This is a genomic window from Pandoraea sputorum, from assembly GCF_000814845.2.
In the GTDB taxonomy this organism is placed as follows: domain Bacteria; phylum Pseudomonadota; class Gammaproteobacteria; order Burkholderiales; family Burkholderiaceae; genus Pandoraea; species Pandoraea sputorum.
Genome location: NZ_CP010431.2, coordinates 1,389,040 through 1,410,787, shown reverse-complemented (window position 1 = coordinate 1,410,787; position 21,748 = coordinate 1,389,040). Strand labels below are relative to the sequence as shown.

Annotated in this window: 19 protein-coding genes and 1 pseudogene; 8 read left to right on the top strand and 12 right to left on the bottom strand. The window is 62.0% G+C overall.

The genetic code is table 11. The annotated features are described in order from the left end of the window. Nucleotides 1-14 precede the first annotated feature (14 nt). Nucleotides 15-1,382: a hypothetical protein gene (locus NA29_RS06415; RefSeq protein ID WP_150777509.1), complete on the bottom strand. Its 1,368-nt coding sequence runs from the start codon at nucleotides 1,380-1,382 to the stop codon at nucleotides 15-17. Between the two features lie 186 nt (nucleotides 1,383-1,568). Here NA29_RS06415 and NA29_RS06410 point away from each other — a divergent pair, with 186 nt between their 5' ends. The 3 genes from NA29_RS06410 to NA29_RS06400 all read left to right on the top strand — a co-directional run bounded on the left by NA29_RS06410 (nucleotide 1,569) and on the right by NA29_RS06400 (nucleotide 5,122). After that, entirely contained in the window at nucleotides 1,569-2,195 is a 627-nt protein-coding gene (locus tag NA29_RS06410) for a LysE family translocator (protein WP_039396917.1), read from the top strand. A gap of 30 nt (nucleotides 2,196-2,225) precedes the next feature. After that, on the top strand, nucleotides 2,226-3,056 hold the full coding sequence (locus NA29_RS06405) for a DUF3047 domain-containing protein (protein WP_084103504.1): 831 nt from the start codon (nucleotides 2,226-2,228) through the stop codon (nucleotides 3,054-3,056). Nucleotides 3,057-3,337: 281 nt separating this feature from the next. Further along, nucleotides 3,338-5,122: a peptidoglycan D,D-transpeptidase FtsI family protein gene (locus NA29_RS06400; protein WP_039396914.1), complete on the top strand. Its 1,785-nt coding sequence runs from the start codon at nucleotides 3,338-3,340 to the stop codon at nucleotides 5,120-5,122. A 309-nt stretch (nucleotides 5,123-5,431) separates the two neighbouring features. Here NA29_RS06400 and NA29_RS06395 read toward each other — a convergent pair. The 5 genes and pseudogenes from NA29_RS06395 to NA29_RS06375 all read right to left on the bottom strand — a co-directional run bounded on the left by NA29_RS06395 (nucleotide 5,432) and on the right by NA29_RS06375 (nucleotide 10,618). After that, nucleotides 5,432-5,796: pseudogene (locus tag NA29_RS06395) on the bottom strand (cytochrome o ubiquinol oxidase subunit IV). After that, nucleotides 5,796-6,422, bottom strand: a complete 627-nt coding sequence (locus NA29_RS06390) for a cytochrome o ubiquinol oxidase subunit III (protein WP_039396910.1) — start codon at nucleotides 6,420-6,422, stop codon at nucleotides 5,796-5,798. The pseudogene NA29_RS06395 and the gene NA29_RS06390 overlap by 1 nt, the downstream one beginning before the upstream one ends. Nucleotides 6,423-6,424: 2 nt before the next feature. Continuing rightward, the gene (gene cyoB, locus NA29_RS06385) at nucleotides 6,425-8,404 is read right to left on the bottom strand and encodes a cytochrome o ubiquinol oxidase subunit I (protein WP_039402570.1); all 1,980 of its coding nucleotides are present in this window, start codon (nucleotides 8,402-8,404) and stop codon (nucleotides 6,425-6,427) included. 15 nt (nucleotides 8,405-8,419) lie between these two features. Beyond that, entirely contained in the window at nucleotides 8,420-9,478 is a 1,059-nt protein-coding gene (gene cyoA / locus NA29_RS06380) for a ubiquinol oxidase subunit II (protein ID WP_084103502.1), read from the bottom strand. Between the two features lie 510 nt (nucleotides 9,479-9,988). After that, on the bottom strand, nucleotides 9,989-10,618 hold the full coding sequence (locus NA29_RS06375) for a LysE family translocator (protein WP_039402566.1): 630 nt from the start codon (nucleotides 10,616-10,618) through the stop codon (nucleotides 9,989-9,991). 267 nt (nucleotides 10,619-10,885) lie between these two features. Between NA29_RS06375 and NA29_RS06370 the strand changes: the two genes are divergently transcribed. Both NA29_RS06370 and NA29_RS06365 read left to right on the top strand, forming a co-directional pair. After that, nucleotides 10,886-11,350 carry an Lrp/AsnC family transcriptional regulator gene (locus tag NA29_RS06370; RefSeq protein WP_039396907.1) on the top strand — a complete coding sequence of 155 codons (465 nt, stop codon included), beginning with the start codon at nucleotides 10,886-10,888 and terminating at the stop codon, nucleotides 11,348-11,350. 97 nt (nucleotides 11,351-11,447) lie between these two features. Continuing rightward, nucleotides 11,448-12,998: a sensor domain-containing diguanylate cyclase gene (locus NA29_RS06365; RefSeq protein WP_039396905.1), complete on the top strand. Its 1,551-nt coding sequence runs from the start codon at nucleotides 11,448-11,450 to the stop codon at nucleotides 12,996-12,998. On the opposite strand, the gene NA29_RS06360 is transcribed toward NA29_RS06365, so the two are convergent. Together NA29_RS06360 and NA29_RS06355 are read right to left on the bottom strand one after the other, a co-directional pair. Beyond that, nucleotides 12,926-14,059 (bottom strand): LysR family transcriptional regulator, encoded by a 1,134-nt coding sequence (locus NA29_RS06360; protein WP_052252572.1) that lies wholly within the window; start codon nucleotides 14,057-14,059, stop codon nucleotides 12,926-12,928. The genes NA29_RS06365 and NA29_RS06360 overlap by 73 nt on opposite strands. Continuing rightward, complete coding sequence (locus tag NA29_RS06355; protein WP_052252571.1) at nucleotides 14,056-15,558, bottom strand: MFS transporter; 1,503 nt, start codon at nucleotides 15,556-15,558, stop codon at nucleotides 14,056-14,058. The genes NA29_RS06360 and NA29_RS06355 overlap by 4 nt, the downstream gene beginning before the upstream one ends. 140 nt (nucleotides 15,559-15,698) lie before the next feature. Here NA29_RS06355 and NA29_RS06350 point away from each other — a divergent pair, with 140 nt between their 5' ends. After that, nucleotides 15,699-16,298 (top strand): helix-turn-helix transcriptional regulator, encoded by a 600-nt coding sequence (locus NA29_RS06350; protein WP_306592194.1) that lies wholly within the window; start codon nucleotides 15,699-15,701, stop codon nucleotides 16,296-16,298. A 33-nt stretch (nucleotides 16,299-16,331) separates the two neighbouring features. On the opposite strand, the gene NA29_RS06345 is transcribed toward NA29_RS06350, so the two are convergent. Next, a complete protein-coding gene (locus NA29_RS06345; protein WP_039402560.1) occupies nucleotides 16,332-16,649 on the bottom strand; it encodes a YnfA family protein in 318 nt (105 codons plus the stop codon). 114 nt (nucleotides 16,650-16,763) lie between these two features. On the opposite strand from NA29_RS06345, the gene NA29_RS06340 reads away from it, so the two are divergent. Beyond that, entirely contained in the window at nucleotides 16,764-16,976 is a 213-nt protein-coding gene (locus NA29_RS06340) for a SlyX family protein (RefSeq protein ID WP_039396896.1), read from the top strand. Between the two features lie 168 nt (nucleotides 16,977-17,144). After that, entirely contained in the window at nucleotides 17,145-17,789 is a 645-nt protein-coding gene (locus tag NA29_RS06335) for a DUF1439 domain-containing protein (RefSeq protein WP_072633213.1), read from the top strand. 111 nt (nucleotides 17,790-17,900) lie between these two features. Here NA29_RS06335 and NA29_RS06330 read toward each other — a convergent pair whose 3' ends face one another. From NA29_RS06330 to NA29_RS06320, 3 genes are all read right to left on the bottom strand, one after another. Further along, a complete protein-coding gene (locus NA29_RS06330; protein ID WP_039396894.1) occupies nucleotides 17,901-18,326 on the bottom strand; it encodes an organic hydroperoxide resistance protein in 426 nt (141 codons plus the stop codon). A gap of 279 nt (nucleotides 18,327-18,605) precedes the next feature. Continuing rightward, entirely contained in the window at nucleotides 18,606-19,190 is a 585-nt protein-coding gene (locus NA29_RS06325) for a TetR/AcrR family transcriptional regulator (RefSeq protein WP_039396893.1), read from the bottom strand. A 170-nt stretch (nucleotides 19,191-19,360) separates the two neighbouring features. Further along, nucleotides 19,361-21,568 carry a TonB-dependent siderophore receptor gene (locus NA29_RS06320; protein WP_084103500.1) on the bottom strand — a complete coding sequence of 736 codons (2,208 nt, stop codon included), beginning with the start codon at nucleotides 21,566-21,568 and terminating at the stop codon, nucleotides 19,361-19,363. Nucleotides 21,569-21,748 lie beyond the last annotated feature (180 nt).

Sequence of the window (21,748 nt, the reverse complement as noted above, 5' to 3'; positions counted from 1 at the left end):
GCGTGCCGAACGCGTCACACGCGGCGCGCCCCGCGTGCGGCGTTGCAGACCTGCACGAACGACAGGTGCCAGTGACTGCGGCCGAGCGCGTCGATCCCGTCGGTGAGACGCACCCAGTCGTCGCTGCCGATCTTCAGCGTTGGCGGGGTGTCGCCTCTGACGAGTGCGGCAAGACGCGACGGGCACGGCAGATTCGCGTCGGGATTGCCCGCGACGATCATCACGCGTGCGATCCATTGGGCCACATCCAGGGAAATCGTCGGTCGTAGCGTTTCCCCTGGCCGGGGCGCCGGCTCGTCGCTCCAGCGCCATGCAAAGCGGGCGCTGATGCTTGAACGCGTGGCAATCCCCATCGCCAACAATACCTTGTCGCACGACATGCCGTGCTCTGCGGCAACCGCCAGTGCCCGCTGCGCGAGCGCACGCCAGTCGCCCGTCCCCCCGCAGTCTTCACGCACACTCGCGGCGAATAGCGCCACGAGACGGGCGCGCACGCGACCCAGTGCGACCGGGTGCGTCAACAAGCGGCGTTCGTTGCGCGTCTTCGACGAGAGGTCGTCGGTTGTCTCGTCGGGATCGAACACCTGTACGTCGATGGGATGGACGGTAAACGTCGCACTGCCCGCCACGTCCTGACGCCAATCCGGCTCCAGTTGAGTCTTGAGCAGCGTGAAAGCGTTATCGTCGCGAATCAGGGACGGCCGCTCGTCGCTGATGTGCAAGGCATCTCGCACCGTCTTCGGCAGTTTGAACCCGAGGCCGTGCGCCATGAGCTGACAAAGCCCGGCAATCCGGTCGCTCCTTGCCTCATCGGATTGAGGCGCGTCGGCGATATGAAGCAGCAGCGCTTCGGCGATGCGCATTTCTGCCAGCGCACGCCGGGGCATGTCTGTGCCCGCTTGCTGCGCCGCTGCGGCGAGGGCCGTCGCGTCGAACACGGCGAGGCACTGACGCATAGCCGTCACATCCGCCACCGTGCGACGACGCAGTTGCGTGTCCGTCTGCAACGCCCACTGACGCTGTGTCTCGTCGCCCCCGTCGATGGCGCGTTCCAACGCCTTGAGTTCGGGCCAAAGATAGGTGCAAGTCGCGCCGACGGTGATCGCGCTCAAGGCGCAGGCAAAGCCGACGTCCGAGACACCGGAATGTGTTAGCGCGTGCTGTTGGAACCGCTGGCCTGCGTGCTGCCATGCGTCGGATAGCAACTGGCTTAATCCGCTCTCGCGCAGGCAAGCCTGCGCTCCCGAGAAGTCGCCACGGAAGCCGTCGAAGGCGCAATGCATCGCATTCATCACGACCTGAAAGAGCGTGCCTGTCGGTGAGGCAGACGAGACCATCGAGGGCGAAGCGGTCGCATCGGAGGTGGATGAAATAAGTGACATAGAGCGGGCTCCTGAATGCCGTAGTCCGGCGGGATCGAAGACCGGGCATGGTCCGCCACTGCGACGCGCGGCGCTTCAGGATTCGCTCTGCGCCCTTTTGGGCGCCCGCCTTCGGAATCTGGGATGATGTCGCAATTGCACGGCCGTCATGGCCCGCACCGCCCTCGACCCCACCGGAGGCTTTTCATGCCGACCCTTGCCACGCTTGCCACATTTGTTGTCGTTGTCTTCGGGCTTTTTCTGATTCCCGGCCCGGCTGTCTTGCTGACCATCACCCGCACCGTGCAAGGCGGACGCCGCGCCGGCGTCATGACCGGCATGGGCATCGCGCTCGGTGATCTGGTGCACACACTGTGCGCGGCGATCGGACTCTCGGCCGTGTTGATGACGTCCGCGCTGGCGTTCGACGTCGTCAAATACGTGGGTGCGGCCTATCTGATCTATCTGGGCGTCAAGGCGCTGCGCGAGCGGCCGTCCGACCCGCAGTTGCCCGTCGCGCCGAAAGTCTCGCCGGGGCGCGCATTCGGCCAGGCCGTGGCGACCGAGGTGCTCAATCCGAAGACCGCCCTGTTCTTCCTCGCCTTCATGCCGCAGTTCGTGCACGCGAGCGAAGGCAACGCCTTCGGGCAGTTCCTCGTGCTGGGGCTGGTGTTCGTCGCGATGAGTGCGCTCTATACGGCGGCCATTGCGATGTCGGTGCGTCCGCTGGGCCAGTTCGTGGGACGTTTCACCTGGCTGCTGCGCTGGCAGGGCAAGATCATCGGCACCATCTTCATTGGCCTGGGCCTGCGCGTTGCCATGCAGCAGCGCTGAGTTCGTCATTCAACGTTGGAGTCGTTCACCATGCAAAGCATTGTCTCGACGCTTCGTTCGCCGCACGTCTCACGTTCCACTCAAGCCTTCCACCAGCCGCCGCGTCGCGTGAAGGGGGTGGCATTGACGGCGGCCGTCGCGTGGCTCACCGCGCTGGCCCATGTTCCCAACGCCGTTTCGGCCGACGCAGCCTCCGGCGGCGCAGTGGCCGCGCCCTTCTCGAAAGCCAGTCCGGGCAACGCATTGCCTGAAGGCTGGAAGAACCTGCCTGTCGTGAGCGGCAAGAAGCTCACGGCCTATACCGTGATGGTCGACGGCAAGCGCAACGTCATCGAGGCCAACTCAGCCGATTCGGCGTCGGCGCTCATGGCCAGGGGTGACGGTGTCGATCTGAACGCCACGCCGGTCGTGGCATGGCGATGGAAAGTCGACAAGGCCATTCCGGGGGCTGACAACCGGGTGAGCGACAAGGAGGACTCACCCGCGCGGCTGGTGTTCTTCTTCGATGGGGACAAGTCGTCGCTGTCGTTCGGGGACCGTGCGGCGATGACGCTGGCCAAAGCAGGCGGTGAAGACCTGCCGTACGCAACGTTCATGTACATCTGGTCCAACGATGCGCCGGTGGGCGGCGTCATCCAGAACCCGCACACCGACCGGGTGCAGATGATGGTCGTAGCGGGTGGCGATGCGTCGCTCGGCAAGTGGCAGACGTTCTCGCGCAACGTCGCGGCCGATTACGAGCGCGTCTATAAAGAGAAGCCGGGCAAGTTGCTCGGTTACGGCATCTTCACCGACAGCGACAATACGCATGCGACGGCGCACGCCTGGTACGGCGACGTGCGATTCGACGCGGGGAAATAGCGCGTTAGCAAGCACACTTACAAGTGCCTTGACACTCGCGCTGACCGTCACGCCAAACCGGGCGAAAATCCGCCTTTGGTTTCACCTGCCGACACCCATGCAAAATGTCGTGCCGAAAGACGCCAAAATAACCCTGAAAGCCCCGTGTGACGGGGCTTTTGCGCTATTGCAACGGTCGCTTGCATGCTACGCTATCTCGCCTAGAATTTGAGCCATAGTTGGTTGACGGGCTCATTGCTGCTAATTGCTGTAACCAGCCTCTCATTCGCCCCGCGAGCGCCATGCAAAAGAATCGCCAGCCCAAGGACGTCACGTTCGCCGCCAGTCCTGTTTTGCAATCGCGCATGTCGTTATGGCGCTCCAAATTCATCGTCATCGTCATCACGATCGCCTTTATCGGGTTGGTCGTCCGGGCGTTCTGGATTGCCGGGCCGGGCAACAGTTTCTACATCGCGCAGGGTGAAAAGCGTTACGAGCACGCCATCGTCATGCCGGGTGTGCGGGGCAAAATCGAGGATCGCGACGGCCGCGTACTCGCGACCAGTCTGCCGATGCGCACCATCTGGGCCGTCCCTGCCGAAGTGCCGGACGACCTTTCCGACAGCGACGTCCAGAAGGCCAGCAAGCTGCTCGACATTCCTGCGAAAGAACTGCGCACCAAGCTCATTGGCGAGAAGAAGTTCGTCTATGTAAAGCGTCAGGTGTCGCCGGAGATCGGCAAGCAGGTCGAAGCACTGGGCATTCCCGGCGTCTATGAGAGTAGCGAATACAAGCGCTTCTACCCCGAAGGTGAAGTGGCCGCGCACGTGGTTGGCTTTACCAATGTCGAGGACAAGGGACAGGAAGGCATGGAGCTGGGCGAGGAGCCGCTGCTCGAAGGCGCGGCGGGTGTGCGGCGAGTGATCAAGGATCGCATCGGCCGAACGATTCAGGATCTCGACGACTCCAGTCCGCCGCGCGATGGCAAGGACATTCGTCTGACGCTCGACACCCGCGTGCAGTACATCGCTTACGAGGCGTTGAAGAATGCGCTGGATCGCACGGGCGCGAAGGCGGCGATGGCGGTGGTCATCGACGCCAAGACGGGACAGGTGCTGGCACTGGCCAACTTGCCGACGTACAACCCGAACGACCGGGAGCATTTGACGGGTGAACAGTTGCGCAACCGCGTATTCACTGACGTCTTCGAGCCCGGATCGATTCTCAAGCCATTCACGATGGCGCTGGCGCTGGACCTGCATCGCCTGACGCCGACGACGCTCATCGACACCGGCCCCGGCCGATATGTCTTCGAGGGGGCGACGATCAGCGACGACAGTGCGAACGGCACGCTGACGGCGGCGGGTGTCATTCAGAAGTCGAGCAACATCGGTATGACGAAGGTGTCGACGATGTTGCGTGCGGAAGAGATGTGGGACATGTTCACCGAGATTGGTCTGGGGCAGCAGCCGAAGCTGGGCTTCCCTGGCGCGGTGTCGGGCCGTCTGCGTCCATACAAGTCGTGGCGACGGATCGAGCAGGCGACGATGGCGTACGGCTATGGGATTTCAGCGTCGCTATTCCAGTTGGCCCGAGCGTACACAATCTTCGCGAACGATGGCGTGATGGTCCCCATTTCCATCATCAAGCCGGACACCCCGGTGCAGCCTGAGGGTGTGCGGGTGATCGATGCGCACACGGCGTCCGAGATGCGCAAGATGTTGGCCGCTGTGGTGGATACGGGCGGGACGGCAACGACGGCGCAGGTGGCGGGATACAGCATTGGCGGAAAGACGGGCACGGCCTACAAAGCGGGCGCACATGGCTACGACCACTCAAAGTACCGGGCATCGTTCGTAGGGATCGCGCCGTTATCGGCACCGCGTTTGGTGATAGCGGTGTCGGTGGATGAGCCGAAGGCATCGCAGCACTTTGGCGGGCAGGCGGCGGGCCCGGCGTTTGCGGAGATTGCATCACAGGCGCTGCCCTTGCTGGGCATTCGCCCGGACCTACCGGTGCGCCCGGGAGTAATACTGGCGGCCCCAACCTCGGATACGCCTCCGGACGACAAGCCACCGCATGGTTAAGCGAAAGCGAGGCCGGTGACCGCACAGGATAAGTGAGCGGCGATTGTCGGTGCCCTGACGGAGCGACTTTCAGGTGGAGCGGAGTCAGGGTACCGGCGAGCGCCGCGGGTTCGGGGGTGAGTCAAGGGTGGTGGGGGTGGAATGGCGGGCGGTGTCGACGAACAGATAGCGCGTGAGCAAAAAGGGCAATTCGATTAGTCGAATTGCCCTTTTTGCGCACCACAGAAACCAACAAACAAAAAAAGGCGGCCCGGAACACCCCAAAGCCGCCTTTCGCACTTGCCGAAGACTACTGGCAAGTTCCGAGACTTACATCCCCGGCATCATCAGCGAGTTGGCGTTGTGCATGATCCACAGCGAGCCGACGAGCACGATGGCGACGATCAGCACGGTGAACAGGAACGCCATCACATTCCAGCGTTGTTCCGACGAGCGGTCCATGTGCAGGAAGTAGATCAGGTGGACGATGATCTGGATCAGCGCTGCGCCAAGAATCAGCGGGAGCACCGTCGACGGGGCATCGTGCCGTCCATCACCAGCTTGAACGGGATAACCGTCAGGATCACGGCGAGCACGAAGCCGATCAGGTACGACTTCACGCTACCGTGGCTACCACCGGCTGCGTTGTGGCCAGCGTCGTGGCCGTGCGATTGCACCGATTTGGTATTGCTCATTACATCGCTCCCATCAGGTACACGACCGTGAACACGCCGATCCACACCACGTCCAAGAAGTGCCAGAACAGCGAGAGGCACTGCAGACGCGTCGTGTTGGTCGACGTCAGGCCCTTCTTGGCGATCTGGAACATCAGCACGGCCATCCACAGCAGGCCCGAGGCCACGTGCAGACCGTGAGTCGCCACCAGTGCGAAGAACGACGACAGGAAACCGCTACGGTTCGGACCTGCGCCTTCGAGGATCAGGTGATGGAATTCATAGAGTTCCATCGCGATAAAGCCTGCGCCCAGCAGCCACGTGATGGCCAGCCAGCCCATCACGGCGCCCTTCTTGCCGTTGTGCAGGCCGATCATGGCGAAGCCATAGGTGATCGACGAGAACAGCAGGATGAACGTTTCGACCAGCACGAACTTCAGGTCGAACAGTTCCTTGCCCGTGGGGCCGCCCGCCGTCGAGTCACGCAGCACCGCGAAGGTGGCGAACAGGCTGGCGAACAGCACCAGGTCGGTCATCAGGTACACCCAGAAACCGAAGATCGTGTTGCCGCCGGTGTCGTGGTGCGCGTGGTCGTGCGCATGCGCATCGGCATGCGCGCCCGTGTGTTTGAGAACTTCGCTCGTCATGATTAAGCCTTTGCTGCTGCGGCCAGTGCCTGATGGTGAGCCGATTCAATGGCCACCACTTCCGGCGACTGCACGTAGTAGTCGATCGAATCGTTGTTGCTGCGGCAGATGAACGTCACGATCATGCCCACGAAGCCAACGATAGCCAGCCACCAGATGTGCCAGATGGCGGCGAAACCGAACACCAGCGAGAACGCACTGATGATGAAACCGGCGCCGGTGTTCTTCGGCATGTGAATCGGGGCGTAGCTCGTCTTCAGATCGCTCTTGATGCCGTGTTCCTTGCGATAAGCCAGCTCGTCGATGTCATGCACGCGCGGCTCTTCGGCAAAGTTGTAGAACTGCGGCGGCGACGACGTCATCCACTCCAGCGTACGGCCATTCCAGGGGTCACCCGTGGTGTCGGCCAGCGCCTTGCGGTTCTTGATCGACACGACCAGTTGCAGCACCTGGAAGCCGATACCGGCAGCGATGAACAGTGCACCGATCAGCGCAGCGATCAGCCACGGCTGCCATGCCGGGTTGTCGTAGTGGTTCAGACGACGGGTCATGCCCATCAGGCCGAGCACGTACAGCGGCATGAATGCGAGGTAGAAGCCGATCAGCCAGCACCAGAAGCTTGCCTTGCCCAGACGCTCGTCGAGCTTGAAGCCGAAGGCCTTCGGGAACCAGTAGTTCATACCGGCGATGTAACCGAACAGCACGCCACCGATGATCACGTTATGGAAGTGAGCAATCAGGAACAGCGAGTTGTGCAGCACGAAGTCTGCGCCCGGCACGGCCAGCAACACGCCGGTCATACCACCGATCACGAAAGTGACGATGAAGCCCAGCGTCCACAGCACCGGCGTCGTCATTTGCACGCGACCACGGTACATCGTGAACAGCCAGTTGAAGATCTTCACGCCAGTCGGGATCGAGATGATCATCGTCGCGATACCGAAGAACGCGTTCACGCTTGCGCCCGAGCCCATCGTGAAGAAGTGGTGCGCCCACACGAGGAACGACAGCACCATGATCGCGGCCGTGGCGTACACCATCGACTTGTAGCCGAACAGCTTCTTGCCCGAGAACGTCGAGATGATTTCCGAGAAGATACCGAACGCCGGCAAGATCAGGATGTACACCTCAGGGTGACCCCAGATCCAGATCAGGTTGATGTACATCATCGGATTGCCGCCCAACTCATTCGTGAAGAAATGGAAGTCGAGGTAGCGATCCAGCGAGAGCAGGCCCAGCGTCACGGTCAGGACCGGGAACGCAGCGCACACCAGCACCATCGTGCACAGGGACGTCCACGTGAAGATCGGCATCTTCATCAGGTTCATGCCCGGTGCGCGCATCTTCAGAATCGTGACGACGAAGTTCACACCCGTGAGCAACGTCCCCAGACCTGAAATCTGCAAGGCCCAGATGTAGTAATCCACCCCCACGCCCGGGCTGTACTGAATGCCCGAAAGCGGCGGGTAAGCCAGCCAGCCCGTACGTGCGAATTCACCCACGCCCAGCGACAGGTTCACCAGCACGGCGCCGGCGGCAAACAGCCAGAACGACAGCGTGTTCAGGAACGGGAAGGCCACGTCGCGCGCGCCGATTTGCAGCGGCACCACGAGGTTCACGAGACCCGTCATGAAAGGCATCGCCACGAAGAAGATCATGATCACGCCGTGGGCGGTGAAGATCTGGTCGTAGTGATCCGGCGGGAGAATGCCCGGCGAGTTGTGCGCGAGCGCCAACTGGGTACGCATCATGATGGCGTCGGCAAAGCCGCGCAACAGCATGACGAGCGCGACGAGCACGTACATCACGCCGATCTTCTTGTGATCGACCGACGTGACCCACTCGTTCCACAGATACTTCCACTTACCGAAGTAGGTGAGCAGGGCAAAAATGCCCAACCCGCCCAGCACCATCATGCCGACCGCGCCGACGATGATCGGCTCGTGGTACGGGATGGCTTCGAGAGTCAGTTTGCCAAACAGTGCTGACATTGTTGATTACTCCTTATGCGCGTGCGCAGCCGGACCGGCGGCGTGCATCGCGTGCGCGCCGGCGTCCATGGCCATGGTCATCGACTGGCCTTGCACATTGGCTGCAGCGGCCGGAGCCGTTGCGGCGTCGGTGCCCGCGCCCTTCATTTCCATCTTCATGTCCATGCCCTTCATTTCCATGGCACCGTGATTTTCATGGCCTTCATGCTGCTGAGCCATGCCCGATGCCATCGGGGCGTGCACGATCGACTGGAACATCTTCGCGTCGACCGAGCTGTAGTACGTGACCGGCGTGTTCTCGCTCATCGGCACCAGCGAGGCGTAGGCGTCCTTGTCGAGCACCTTCTTCGACTCGCGCACCTTCGTGACCCATTGCTGGAAGTCGCCGTCCGTCATCGCCAGCGTCTTGAAACGCATGCCCGAGAAGCCGCCGCCGCTGTAGTTCGCCGAAATCCCGTCGTACGAGCCGACGTGGTTGGCGATCAGGTGCAGCTTCGTTTCCATACCGGCCATCGAGTAGACCTGGCTACCCAATTGCGGAATGAAGAACGAGTTCATGATCGATTCCGAGGTGATCTTGAAATTCACCGGGACATCGACAGGAACGGCCAGTTCGTTGATCGACGCAATGCCCTGTTCCGGGTAGATGAACAACCACTTGTAGTTCAACGCCACCACTTCGACCGTAATCGGCTTCACGTCGCTTTCCAGCGGCTTGTACGGATCGAGTTCGTGGGTGGAGACCCAGGTGATGCGCGCGAGGATCGCAATGATGATGATCGGCACGAGCCAGACCACGACCTCAATGGCCGTCGAGTGCGACCAATTCGGCTCATAGCGCGCCGTCTTGTTGGATGCGCGGTACTTCCACGCAAACCAAAGCGTCATCAGAATGACCGGAATCACCACGATCAACATCAGCCAGGTGGCCGTGAGGATCAGGTTCTTATTCTCAATTCCGATCTGCCCCTTAGGGTCGAGCAGCGTCATGTCGCAGCCTGCCAAAAGCAGCGGCGAGCACAAGGCGAGCAGCCTAAACAATCGCGGGTTTCTGTGTTTCTTCATGTCACACGACAGGGTTGAGTTGGCCAGCGAACGGCGCAACACGGGCTTACCGGCCTGATGCAGGGTCGCAGGAGGTTGGCAAGGGTTAGGTGGGACGGGAGCAGTCGTCTCGCCGGTATTGCACCGGTCGAACTACGACGACTGTGTCATCGAAAAGACGGGAACCGGGGCGGATTGCCGCCCGCAGACCTCAAGTCACTGTCCGACTTCTTGTCTTTTACTTCCATCACGGTGCGGCATTATGCCGAAGTTTAATTAGGCCGGACATCGCACACCCGCCTGCGCGACAATGTGTCGCGCGGCCTTCACGCGTACGCGCGCGTCGATTTCCGAGCAGATCGGCACCTTTTTGACGGTAAACGCTGTGCAATGCAGCAATGCGGGAAGGTTCTGGGAATTCAATGGGTGCGACGTTGTGTCGCACCCCAATTTGCCGTGTCGCAGCGAAATGCACTCGTTTGGTGCAATCGCCGGAAGGTGATGTAGGTGAGATGTATTGTGCCCGGCTTTTTAGTCGAGCGACAGTCGTACGGCGAATGCCATGAGCGCCGCGCCGAACGACCAGCGTTGTACTTTTTGTGCAAGCGGCCGGGTGCGCAGCCAGTTCGCGATGCGCGCTGCACCGAACGAAAGCGCGACGTCGAACATCGCCCCGACGACCAGCAGCAGCACGCCGAGTTCGAGCACTTGCGTCCACACCGGACCCGCTTCAGGGCGGACGAACTGTGGCAGGAGCACGGAACAGAACAGCAGCGCCTTGGGGTTGAGCACGCTGGACAGCACGCCACGGCGGAACGCATGGGAGAGCGGCGGCGCGGCATCGTCTGCCGCGGCCACGGCCTTCACCCCGAACGCTGGCGAGCGCCAGATCTGGATAGCCACCCATGCAAGGTAGACAGCCCCAACAATGCGCACCGTCTCGAACAGCCACGGCGCGGCGCGCAGCAGCGCCGCCACGCCGCAAGCCGAGAGCGTCACGTGCGCGGCACGCGCCAGCGCCAGACCGGCGGCCGTGGCAAGTCCGTGTCGCGTGCCTCGCGTCATGCTCGTTTGCATCACTACCGCCATATCAGGACCGGGCAGCGCGTAGACGACAACCAGCGCGCCAATGAAGACGGTGAGCAACTGCGGCGAGACCATGTTTTTCCCCAATGAACGAAAGCGGATGAAAATGAGCTTCATGATCTCGCCATTGGATGAGCGATACATGGCGTTTTCCACCCAAATAAATTCATATTATTGGTGTATTACGCCACTATTCATTCGCTATCGACAAAAAACACCACACCCTACTTTTGCTCACTGCCGAGCGGCTTAATCCAAACGGACGAGGGAAACACTTTCCCCTCCTTCCATATCGTGGTGGAATGCCATCTTTGCAGCAGATTTTGTAGCGGGATACCCACAATGAACGAACTCGACGCGATCGATCGGGCAATTCTCGCCATCGTCCAACGCGATGGCCGCATTTCCAACGCCCGCCTTGCCGAGCGTGTGTCGCTTTCCGAAACGCCGTGTGCACGACGCCTCAAGCGTCTCGAAGCCGAGGGCTACATCACCGGCTACCGCGCCGAACTCTCGCACCGTGCGCTGGGCCTGGGCGTGACCGCTTTCGTCCACGTGCGCTTCGCGGTGCATGATCGCGCCCTGTCCGAGCAGTTCGAGCGGGAAGTGCAGGCCATCGACCGTATCGTGTCGTGCCACAACATCTCCGGCAGTGCCGACTATCTGCTCGGCGTGGTCGCCACCGACCTCGACGATTACGGCAGTTTCACGCGCGATGTGTTGCGCGCCCTGCCCGGCGTGTCGTCCATCGAGTCGATGCTTTCCCTGCGCGAAGTCAAACGCGATACCGGTGCGCCGCTGCTGTAATTCGACGCAGCGCGAAATCGCACGAAGTCAGGACAGCTTGCAAATCGTTTGAACGTAAAATGGCGGGCTAAAACAGACATAACAGACCAGGTGACACATGCCGGACGCCATGCCCGCCGTACCTTCGCCTAACGCGACATCCGCCACCGCCGGGACATCGGCGGCTGGCGTCACCGACGACGCCCTGATGTTCGACCTCGCGCCCGTCTCTCTGTGGCTCGAAGACTTCAGCGGCGTGAAGCGATTGTTTGACGAATGGCGTGCGCAGGGCGTGGTCGATCTGCGCGCACACTTCAAAGCCGATCCGGCGCACGTCTCGCAGTGTTCCCAACGCATTCGCGTCATCAAGGTCAATCGCCGGACCCTCGCGATGTTCAACGCGCCCACGCTCGATGAACTCGTCGCCAACCTGTCGCGCGTGTTCCGCGACGACATGCTCAAGACGCACATCGAAGAGCTTTGCCAACTGTGGGACGGCCACACCCATTTCACGAGCAAGACCGTCAATTACACGCTCGACGGCCGCCGTCTGGATGTATTGCTGAACGGCTCCGTCCTGCCCGGTCATGAAGCCACGCTCGACCGCGTGCTGATCTCGCTGGAGAACGTAACCGAACTGGAGCACGCCCGCGAGCGCGTCACCATGGGCGAGCAATACGCCCGAGGACTGTTCGAGTATTCGCCGGTCTCGCTGTGGGTCGAAGATTTCAGCGCGATCAAATTACTCCTCGACGACGCACGCGCGCGCGGCATCACCGACTTCCGCACGTTCACCGACGTGCACCCGGAGTTCGTCGAGCGCTGCATGCAGGAAATCGATGTGCTCGACGTGAACCGTCATACGCTGGCGATGTTCGTTGCACCCGACAAGGCCACCCTGCTCGGTCGGCTACCCGACGTGTTCCGCGACGACATGCGTCACAACTTCCGCGAGCAGTTGATCGACCTGTGGGAGAACAAGCTCTTTCAGCAACGCGAAGTCGTGAACTACGCGCTCGACGGCAACGAGATCAACGTCCATCTGCAATTCGCGGTGCTACCCGGACACGAATCGCGCTGGGATCTCGTGCTCGTTGCGCTCACCGACATCACCGCGCGCAAGAAGGCCGAGTCGTATCTGGAATTCCTCGGCAAGCACGATGTGCTCACCAAACTGCGCAACCGATCGTTCTATGTAGACGAACTCAACCGGCTCGAACGCAAGGGCCCGTATCCGGTAACGGTGGTGGTTGCCGATCTGAACGGCCTGAAGGCGGTGAACGATCAGTTAGGCCACGCCGCTGGCGACGCCCTGCTGCGTCGCGCGGGCGAAGTGCTGGGTAAGGCGGTCGCTGCACCTCAGATCGCGGCCCGCATCGGTGGCGACGAATTCGCACTGCTGCTGCCGTCGACCGACGAGACGGGCGGTGCCGCCATGATCGAGAGCATTCGTCAGCTCGTGGAACTGAACAACTCGTTCTACCCCGGCACACCGCTGTCGTTCTCGATGGGGATGGCGACGTGCGAAGCTGGCGAACGGCTCGAAGCCACGATCCAGCGCGCCGACCTCCTGATGTACGAAGAGAAGCGCAATCACTACGCGGGCAGCGTCAACGAGCGTCGCGTGCTGGACGGCGCCCCCTCGGGCAAGACCGGCAGGGGTACATAATCCTTCGCGTCGGCCTTCGAGTCGGCCTTCGGGTCGACCGTTCCTGCATCTCCTGTTACGTCGCTGGCTGCGGTCTGCGCACGACCTAACGGCTCGCAGATCAACGCCAGCCAATCGACGAACGCGCGCACACGCGGCGATACGCGTTTTTGCGCCGGATACGCCGCCGACAGCCGCAACGGCGGCGGTGGACACTTCGGCAGCACCGGCACGAGACGCCCCGACGCCAGATACGGTGCGGCCGCCAGCAGCGTCGGCTGAATCAGTCCCAGCCCTTCCAGCCCTGCGGCGAGATACGCCGCTTCGTCGCCGACGTGCAACTGTCCGCGCGTGCGCACGCACGTCGCCTGACCGCCGACCGTCAGGGTGAGATCGCCACAGCGCGTCGGTAACATGAAGCCCTGAGCGCCCTCACCGGAAGATCCCGGCGCCCCCTGCGATGGCACGGCAAGTGAGGCCAACGACTCCGCCGGTGCAGACAGCCATTTGACTGACGTGTGCGTCGCCAGTCCGTCGAGATCCTCCGGCGTGCCGTGCAGGTCGAGATAGCGACGGCTTGCGCACGTCACGCGCGGCAGGTCGCCCAGATGTCGCGCCACCAGCCGCGAGTCCGGCAACTCTCCCAGCACGACACCGCAATCCACTCCGTCGCCACGCCAGTCTCCGTGTGCAGGCGTCGCATCGAGTGCAATCTCCAGTCCTGGATAACGCGCCTGAAACTCAGCGAGCGACGGCATGACCACCTCCCGCGCGATGACCGGCGGCAGAACGACGGCGAGGCGTCCGCGCAACTGCGCCTGCGCGCCGAACAACCCCGACTCGACTTCTTCGACGTCTGCGAGAATCGACGAACATCGTTCGTAATACGCCGCACCTTCCATCGTGAGCGCTACACGCCGGGTGGAGCGCGTGAAGAGCGCCACGCCGAACCAGCGCTCGAGATGCTGCACTTGTGTCGTCGCCGTCGCGCGCGGTATGTCGAGCGATGCCGCCGCCTTCGTGAAGCTGCCGACTTCGGCCACGCGTACGAAGGTACGCATGGCAGTGATTCGATCGATCATGACGCCTCCTGTCCCTCTCGTTCGTTCTGTCCGCTAACGAATGCGGTTGCCCTGCCGCGCCGGATGATGACGGCAGCGCCTGCGGGTGCGAGGGCGAATACCGCGAACAACCAGATCGAAGCGCGCTGGATTTCGCGCAGACCGCCGTCGGCCAGACCCGCCGAATTCGCGACGAGTCCCGCGAGCGCAGAGCCGAGCGCCATCGAATACAACTGCACCGTGGTGATCGAGGCAGACGCCAGCCCCGCTTCGCCCGGACGCGCCGCCGTCATCACCCGCGTGAGTAAATGCGGCCAGCCGATGCCGACACCGATCCCCACGCCGAATAGCGCTACGCAAAGCGTCGTAATCCCTGCGGCGCTGTCGAAGAGCGATGCCTGCGGCAGCAACCATGCGAGCGCGAACATCCCCACAGCGACGATGACCGGACCGAGGCGAACGCGCTGCTCGGCGGCGTCGCCCTGACGGCTGGCGCTCTTCATCGAGCCGACCGACCAGCCCGCCGCCATGAGTGCAGCGAGATAGCCCGCAGCAAACGGCGTCTGTCCGTGAATCGTCTGAAGGAAATAGGGGATGTAGATCTCGCTCGTCATGGCCAGACCGAGCAGGCTCATCGTGGCGTAGAGTCCGCCCAGACGCGTGCGCAGCGAGTACGCGCCCGTGGGCATCAGTCGCGGCAACGCATGGCGCGCGCTGCGCTCTCGCTGCGCCAGCCACCACGCAAGCGCGAGGCCGAACACCATCCAACCGGCGGCCACGACGTGCGAATTCACCACTGCGCCGAGCGAAATCGCCACCGCCGACGCACACAGCAGCACGACCTTGAACCACGGCACGGCGTGCGCGCCGTCGTTGTCACCGTGGCTTGGCGACGTCCCGTCTGCGGCCTTCACGGCACGTCCGGCCGGTACCTGTGCGCGGATGATGAGGCCCAGTCCCACCACAATGGGCAGCAACGACCAGAACGCCCAGCGCCAGTGACCGAACTGCGCGAAAACACCGCCGACGGCCGGGCCGCAGAGCGTTGCAACACCCCACATCCCCGAGACCAGCCCCATCGCCCGCGACCATAACGGCGGCGCGAAGACGATGCGGATCAAGGCGTAGCTCAATGCAAGCAGAATGCCGCCGCCAAAGCCTTGCAACGTGCGTCCCGCCAGCATCCACGGCATGCTCGGCGCGGCTGCGCACACGATCGTGCCCGCACTGAAGCCGACGAGCGCCGCAATGTAAGCGACGCGAGGCCCCAGCGTCGCGAGCATCTGAGCCGCGAAGACCGAGCCGAGGATCGACGCCACGACGAACAGTGTCGTGTTCCACGAATACAGATCCAGTCCGCCGATTTCTTTCACGATGGACGGCAACACCGTCGTCGCCACATACACGTTGGTCGCATGCAACGCGACCCCGCCCGCCAGCGCCAGCGACCGCCAGCCGTTGCTGCCACTTAACAAATCGCGCCAGCCCGGTGCCGTGGAATTCGTCGTGCTCGTTGTCATGGATGGACAGTCACCCCTGAGGCGACTAATATGCAAGAAAGTTCTTGGATATTACATGCCTCGCGATGAATTACCCAAATAACCACTTGGATAATAGGGCAGCACCGCTCGTGGTCCCGGTCGCCGGGCACGAGCGCGTTTTGCATTGGTTGAAGACGCAAGGCCCTGCGTCGACGGCGGAAGTCGCCTCGGGGTTGGGGATCACGGCGGAAGCGGCGCGTCAGCAGGTGCAGAAGCTGGTGGCGGACGGTCTGCTCGCTGGCGAGACAATGCCTTCGCGCGGCGCGGGACGTCCGCGTCAGGCGTGGACCCTCACCGAAGCCGGTCACAGTCGCTTCCCCGACGCGCACTCCACGCTCACGATTCAACTGATCGGCTCGATCCGCCAGTTGTTCGGCGAGGACGGGCTCGACCGGCTTATCACGCAACGCGCGGCGGAGACGCGCACGAGCTACAAAAAGGCCATCGACCCGCTGCCCTGCCTATCGGCACGCATGGAGAAACTCGCGGAAATTCGTTCGGCGGAAGGCTACATGGCGCGCGTGGAGCGCGATGGCGACGACTGGCTGCTGATCGAAGATCACTGCCCGATCTGCGCGGCGGCCAAGACTTGTCAGGGCTTTTGCCGTACGGAACTGGAACTGTTCCAGGAGTTGATCGGCGAGCGTGGCACCGTGTCGCGCGAGACGCATATCCTTGCGGGCGGACAACGTTGCACCTATCGGGTGAAGACGACCTGAACGGCCGTCTTTGCTGTTGCTGCCTGTGTGGTTTCAGCGTGGCTGAAACGCAATCAGGCTCATGCCCGCGAGCGCCACGACGACACCCGCGACGTCCCAGGAGGTCGGACGCACGCCGTCGACAAGCCACAACCACACAATGGCGACACTGACGTACACGCCGCCATATGCGGCGTAGACGCGTCCGGCGGCCGACGGATGCAGCGTGAGCAACCACGCGAACAGCGCAAGCGCCGCAGCGCCAGGCACCAGCAGCCACGCACTGCGATCCTGTTTGAGCCACAACCAGGGCAAGTAGCAACCGACGATTTCCGCGACCGCCGTGGCGACATAAAGCAGAAAAGTTTTCATGTTGCGATTATGCCCGGCACGTTCGTGAAACGTCTCGCCGCACAACTCACGCGTTGCAGCGCGGACGTGTGGATCGTTCAATAGCCTACAATGCCGCGTTCACCGGAGAAGCTCATGGAATCGTTGGAAGCCCGCGTCGTCGAACTCGAAGTCAAAGCGGCATTTCAGGAAGATCTGCTGGAGACGCTCAACGAGATCGTGACGCGTCAGGAGCAGCAAATCGATCTGCTACAGAAGCAGCTCAAGGCGCTTTATCAACAGATGCAATCGCAGGGGCAGAGTGGCGGCGATGGCAATCCGCGTCACGAAATCCCGCCGCACTATTGAGACGCGCCTCGTTGCGGCAGCATTTATGGCCGCCTCGCAACGGAAATTGTGGAATCTTGTTTCCGACGTCGGTCGTATGGATCAACGCTTCATTCAGAACGATTCCACGCCATGCGAGTCACACGACCATCGACGATTCAAGCACGCCCGCTTGCCGGGCCCAGTGACATGACTTCGCAACGCTCACGCCGCAACCAAACGATCACGCACACGCTGCGTCTCGACGACACTTCCGCCCTTTCGCGCCGCGACACCCTGCGTCTCGCCATCGGCGGGTTACTCGGTCTGACGCTCACGCCGTTCATGCGCCCTGCTTATGCCGCCTACAACATCTGGACCGGCGAGTACACGATGACGCGCAAAGACATCGAGGCCGCCGTCGACAAACGTTTTCCGACGACGCTGAACTACGGCCAGTTGCTCGCCGTCGAACTGACGCATCCGCAGATCGGCTTCAATCCGCAGGCCAACCGCATCAATACGCAAGTCGATGCGCAGGTGCAGAACGTGCTGCTGCAAGGTCAGCCGCTCAAAGGCGTGCTCGCGATCTCCAGCGCGCTGAAGTACGACCCGGTCAAACGTGCTGTGCTGCTCGACAATCCGAGCGTCGAACGCGTCGACGTGAATGGCATGCCGCCCGCCTACGGTCAGCAACTCACGGCCATCGGCGGCAATGTCGCGCAGCAAGTCCTCAATCAATACCCGATTTACACGTTCAAGCCGGAACAGCTGAAATACGGCGGTCGCGACGTCGAGCCGGGTGCGATCACCGTGCTGCCGGACGGCATCAAGGTCGAAGTGAAGACGAAGTGAAGAGGAAGTGACGCGACGCCGCGCAGCAGTGCAGGCGGCAGAAAGCGAAAGAGCAGCCCGAGGGCTGCTCTTTTCACATACGACGTTCGGCGAGGGCCAGGACGGAGACGATTAAACGATCGTCAGCGTCACATCGATATTGCCGCGCGTGGCGTTCGAGTACGGGCACACGATGTGCGCCTTTTGCACGAGGCCTTCGACCACGGCGCGATCGACGCCCGGCACGCTGATCTTCAGTTCGGCCTGAATGCCGAAGCCGGTCGGGATCTGACCGATGCCGACGCTACCGTCGATCTTCGTGTCAGCGGGCAGCGTCACCTTTTCCTTGCCTGCGACGAACTTCAGCGCACCCAGGAAGCAGGCCGAGTAGCCAGCGGCGAACAGTTGCTCCGGGTTCGTGCCGCCAACGCCGGGGCCACCCATTTCCTTGGGCACAACCAGCTTGACGTCGAGCACGCCGTCCGACGACGTGGCGCGGCCATCACGGCCTCCGGTGGCGGTGGCATGGGCGGTGTACAGCACTTTTTCGATCGACATGACGAACTCCTGGTAAGTAGAAAAATTTCACTTCCAAACTTCGACCTTCCTGACCCGACACAGCACAACGCGGTGCCTTGCAGCCAAGCGGTCATCTTAATGCACCCACGGGACACCTTCTGTGAACGTCGCGGTAACCTCACCGCTTCGCTCGTCCCGTTTCTCGCATCTCACAAAATCTATCTACCACTAGATAGATGATCAAACCCAAATAAACGGGAGATGCCTCCCGTGTTGATCCTGCTGCGCCACGGTCGTTTGCGGCGCGTTTTCAGCCCTTCAGGCCACGCCACATACCGACGCGACCACATCCTCCAGCCTCGACGGCGCCCGGAACAACCGCGACGCCATCACACTGCCCTGAAACCCAGCGAACAGTGCGCGGGCCGTTGCTTCCGGCGAGGACGTCAACGTCAGCGAGCCCGCTTGCGTGCCCTGTGTCAGCACCCGCGCCAGCCATGCTTCGTGAAACGCGAAGAACCGTTGCACCGCTTCGCGTACCGTCTCCGGCAGCGTTTCGATGTCCGCCGCCAGCATGCCGCACAGGCAAATCCGATGGCCGTCTTCGATGATTCTTCCAAAGCCCTTCGCATACAACGCCAACTTTTCCGGTGCGGGCAGCGTCTCGTCGATCGCTGCCAGTCCTTCGCCGATGAAACCGTCGTACGCCTTGATCGCTTCGAGCACCAGATCTTCCTTGGCCGGGAAGTAGTAATGAATGCTCGACGTCTTCACACCGACGCGCTCCGCCAGATCACGGTAGCTAAAGCCGTTGTAGCCTCGCGTCATCAGAAACGTCTGCGCGTGATCGAGCAGTTGTTCCCGGACGGTCGGTGCAGCGGGCGATGTCGTTGTGCGGTTCATGGGACGAACTTTATCTACCAGTAGATAGATAGTCAAGTGCTTTCTTCCGAGACATCGATTGATTGTTTCGATGACGGCGATAGCCCTGCTCCAACGAGCATCTGCCACACAATGAAAAACAGCGGCCCGCAGGCCGCTGTCGTTCGTCGCATCAAAACACCGAGCGTCGATCAGAAATCGATCTTGGCGTTCAGGCTGACCATGCGTGGGTCGGCGGGCTTGATGTAGTTGTCGTACTGGTACTCCCAGTACTTGCGGTTGGTGAGGTTGCTCACGGCTGCGCGCAGCGTCACGTCCTTGCCGGCCACGCGCGTGCGGTACGTCGCACCGATGTTGATCAGCGTGTAGCCGGAGACCGTCAGCGAGTTCTGCGGGTTGAGCGTCGTGCGGCCGTTGTAGCGGATATCGCCGCCGACCGACAGGCCCGGCACGTACGGCACCTTGTATTCGACATTGCCCGAGAGCACGAAGCGCGGCGCGCCGCCGACACGGTTGCCGTCGAAGCCACCGGCCGTGCGCGCGTACCAGGCGTCGAGGGCCATGGCGCTGGCACCGAGCATCCACTGCGGGCCGAGCTTCACAGAGCCAGCGAGTTCGATCCCCTGATAGATCGATTGACCGTCGGCCACGCGAGCGTTCGCGCTGTTCGTGTACACCGCGCCGCGTTCGATGCGGAACAGCGCCGCCGTGGTGCTCCAGGTCGCCTGTTCCGTCTTCACGCCGACTTCATACTGACGGCTCTTGAACGGGTTGAGCACCGCACCCGCGTTGGCGTAGGTCGAACCGACCACTTCCCCCGCTTCGAGCGCTTCAACATAGCTGGCGTAGGCCGTGGTGTTCTGCGTGAGCTTGTACATCGCAGCGAGGGTCGGCGTGAAGACGCCGTTGGTCGAGTACGTCGACGCGCCCTGCGCATTCGTCTGGTCGTAGTTCGTGAAGCGGCCACCGGCCAGTACCGAGAAGCGGTCCGTGATCTGCACGGTATCCGACGCGAAAACGGACTTCTGCTCGATGGCGCTGGAGCGTTGCGCCTGAAGCGGCGTGCCGTTGCCGTAGAACTGATACGACGTGCCCTGATACAGGTTGCCCGTGTAGCTCGGGCTGTATGTGTAGGCGTAATCGTTCGTCTGATATTGCGACGCGTAGCCGAACGTCAGTTGATGCGTCAGCGGACCGGTGCGGACCTTGCCTTCGGCCGTCACCTGCCACGCGTGGAACGTGTTCACTTCGTCGCCGAGGTCGTTCATGCCGCTGAAGTTACCGGCACCGTTCAGGAGGTACAGGGTGGCTTCGTTACGGTCGCGCGTCGACTTGTTGTACGCGAAGTTGGCCGAGACCTTCCAGTCCGGGTTGAGCTGGTATTGCAGGCCCGTCGTGTAGAACTGCGTGATCGTGTTCAGGTGCGTCGCCTGCGTTTGCAGGTTCGCGTTGGACACATTGATCGGCGCGGGCAACTGGTTGCCCGTGAAGTTGTACGTCGAGAGCGACGGCGAGGTGCCCGTCGCGCGACGGTCCTGATACATCGCGCCGAAGTTCCACGTGAGGTCGGGCGTGATGCGTGCGTCGAGGGCGACCGACACCGTGTCGCGGTTCAGATTACCGTCGGTGTACGTGCGGCCTTCTTCGTGCGTGTAATTCAGACGCGCGCCAAACATGTCGTTCGGACCGGCGCGCCCGCCGAGGTCGACGTGCTCACGCCAGATGCCTTCCGATTGAAAACCCACATCGATGCTGGCGATGCGCTCGTCCGTCGGCTTCTTCGTGACGTAGTTCACCACGCCACCCGGGGCGACGAAACCGTACATAAAGCCGGACAGGCCCTTGAGCAATTCCACGCGGTCGAACTGTTCGTACGGCATGGTCACGCCGTAGGTCATGACCGGCATGCCGTCAAGCTTGAAGCCCGATTGCCAGTCGATGGGCATGCCCCGCACGTAGATATAACCGGCCCATGCGTCGAATGCATTACTGCCGTCGGTCACCGAGGCGTCCGTGACGAACACGTCGCCGAGCTTGGTCGCCTGACGCTTCTCGAGTTGCTCCTGGCTCACGACCGTCGTGGAGAACGGCGTGTCGAGCTGGCTACGCGAACCGAGCGCACCGGCCTGCACCGACTGCTTCAGGTTTTGCGGCGTTTCGCGCAGCGTCGAATCGGTCACCGTCGTCGCTTTGAGCATGGCAGGCGCGGCCCCGGTATTCGTGGTGTCGGTCGCGTCGGTGGCCGATTGCGCGAACGCCGACGACGCGGCAAACGTCAGTAATGTGGCGAGCGCGAGCGGTGCGACGGTGCTACGGGGAGCCAGAGAAAGATGACGTGCAGCGAGACGGCCATTCGCGCGCAAAACGCGACTGACCCGGTGAGCCGGAGCGGAAGACATGCTTGAAATCCCGTGTGACTAAACAATATATTTTTAATGAGAATCGTTAACGTTCTCATTCACAGGTTCGGGATATTAACAAACCACCGCCCAGCGTCAACAAATGTTGTCGTCCGACGGCAACGACAACACCGAAATACAACATTTCCGTTCCTTACCCTGCCAGTCGTGCCAATGCGG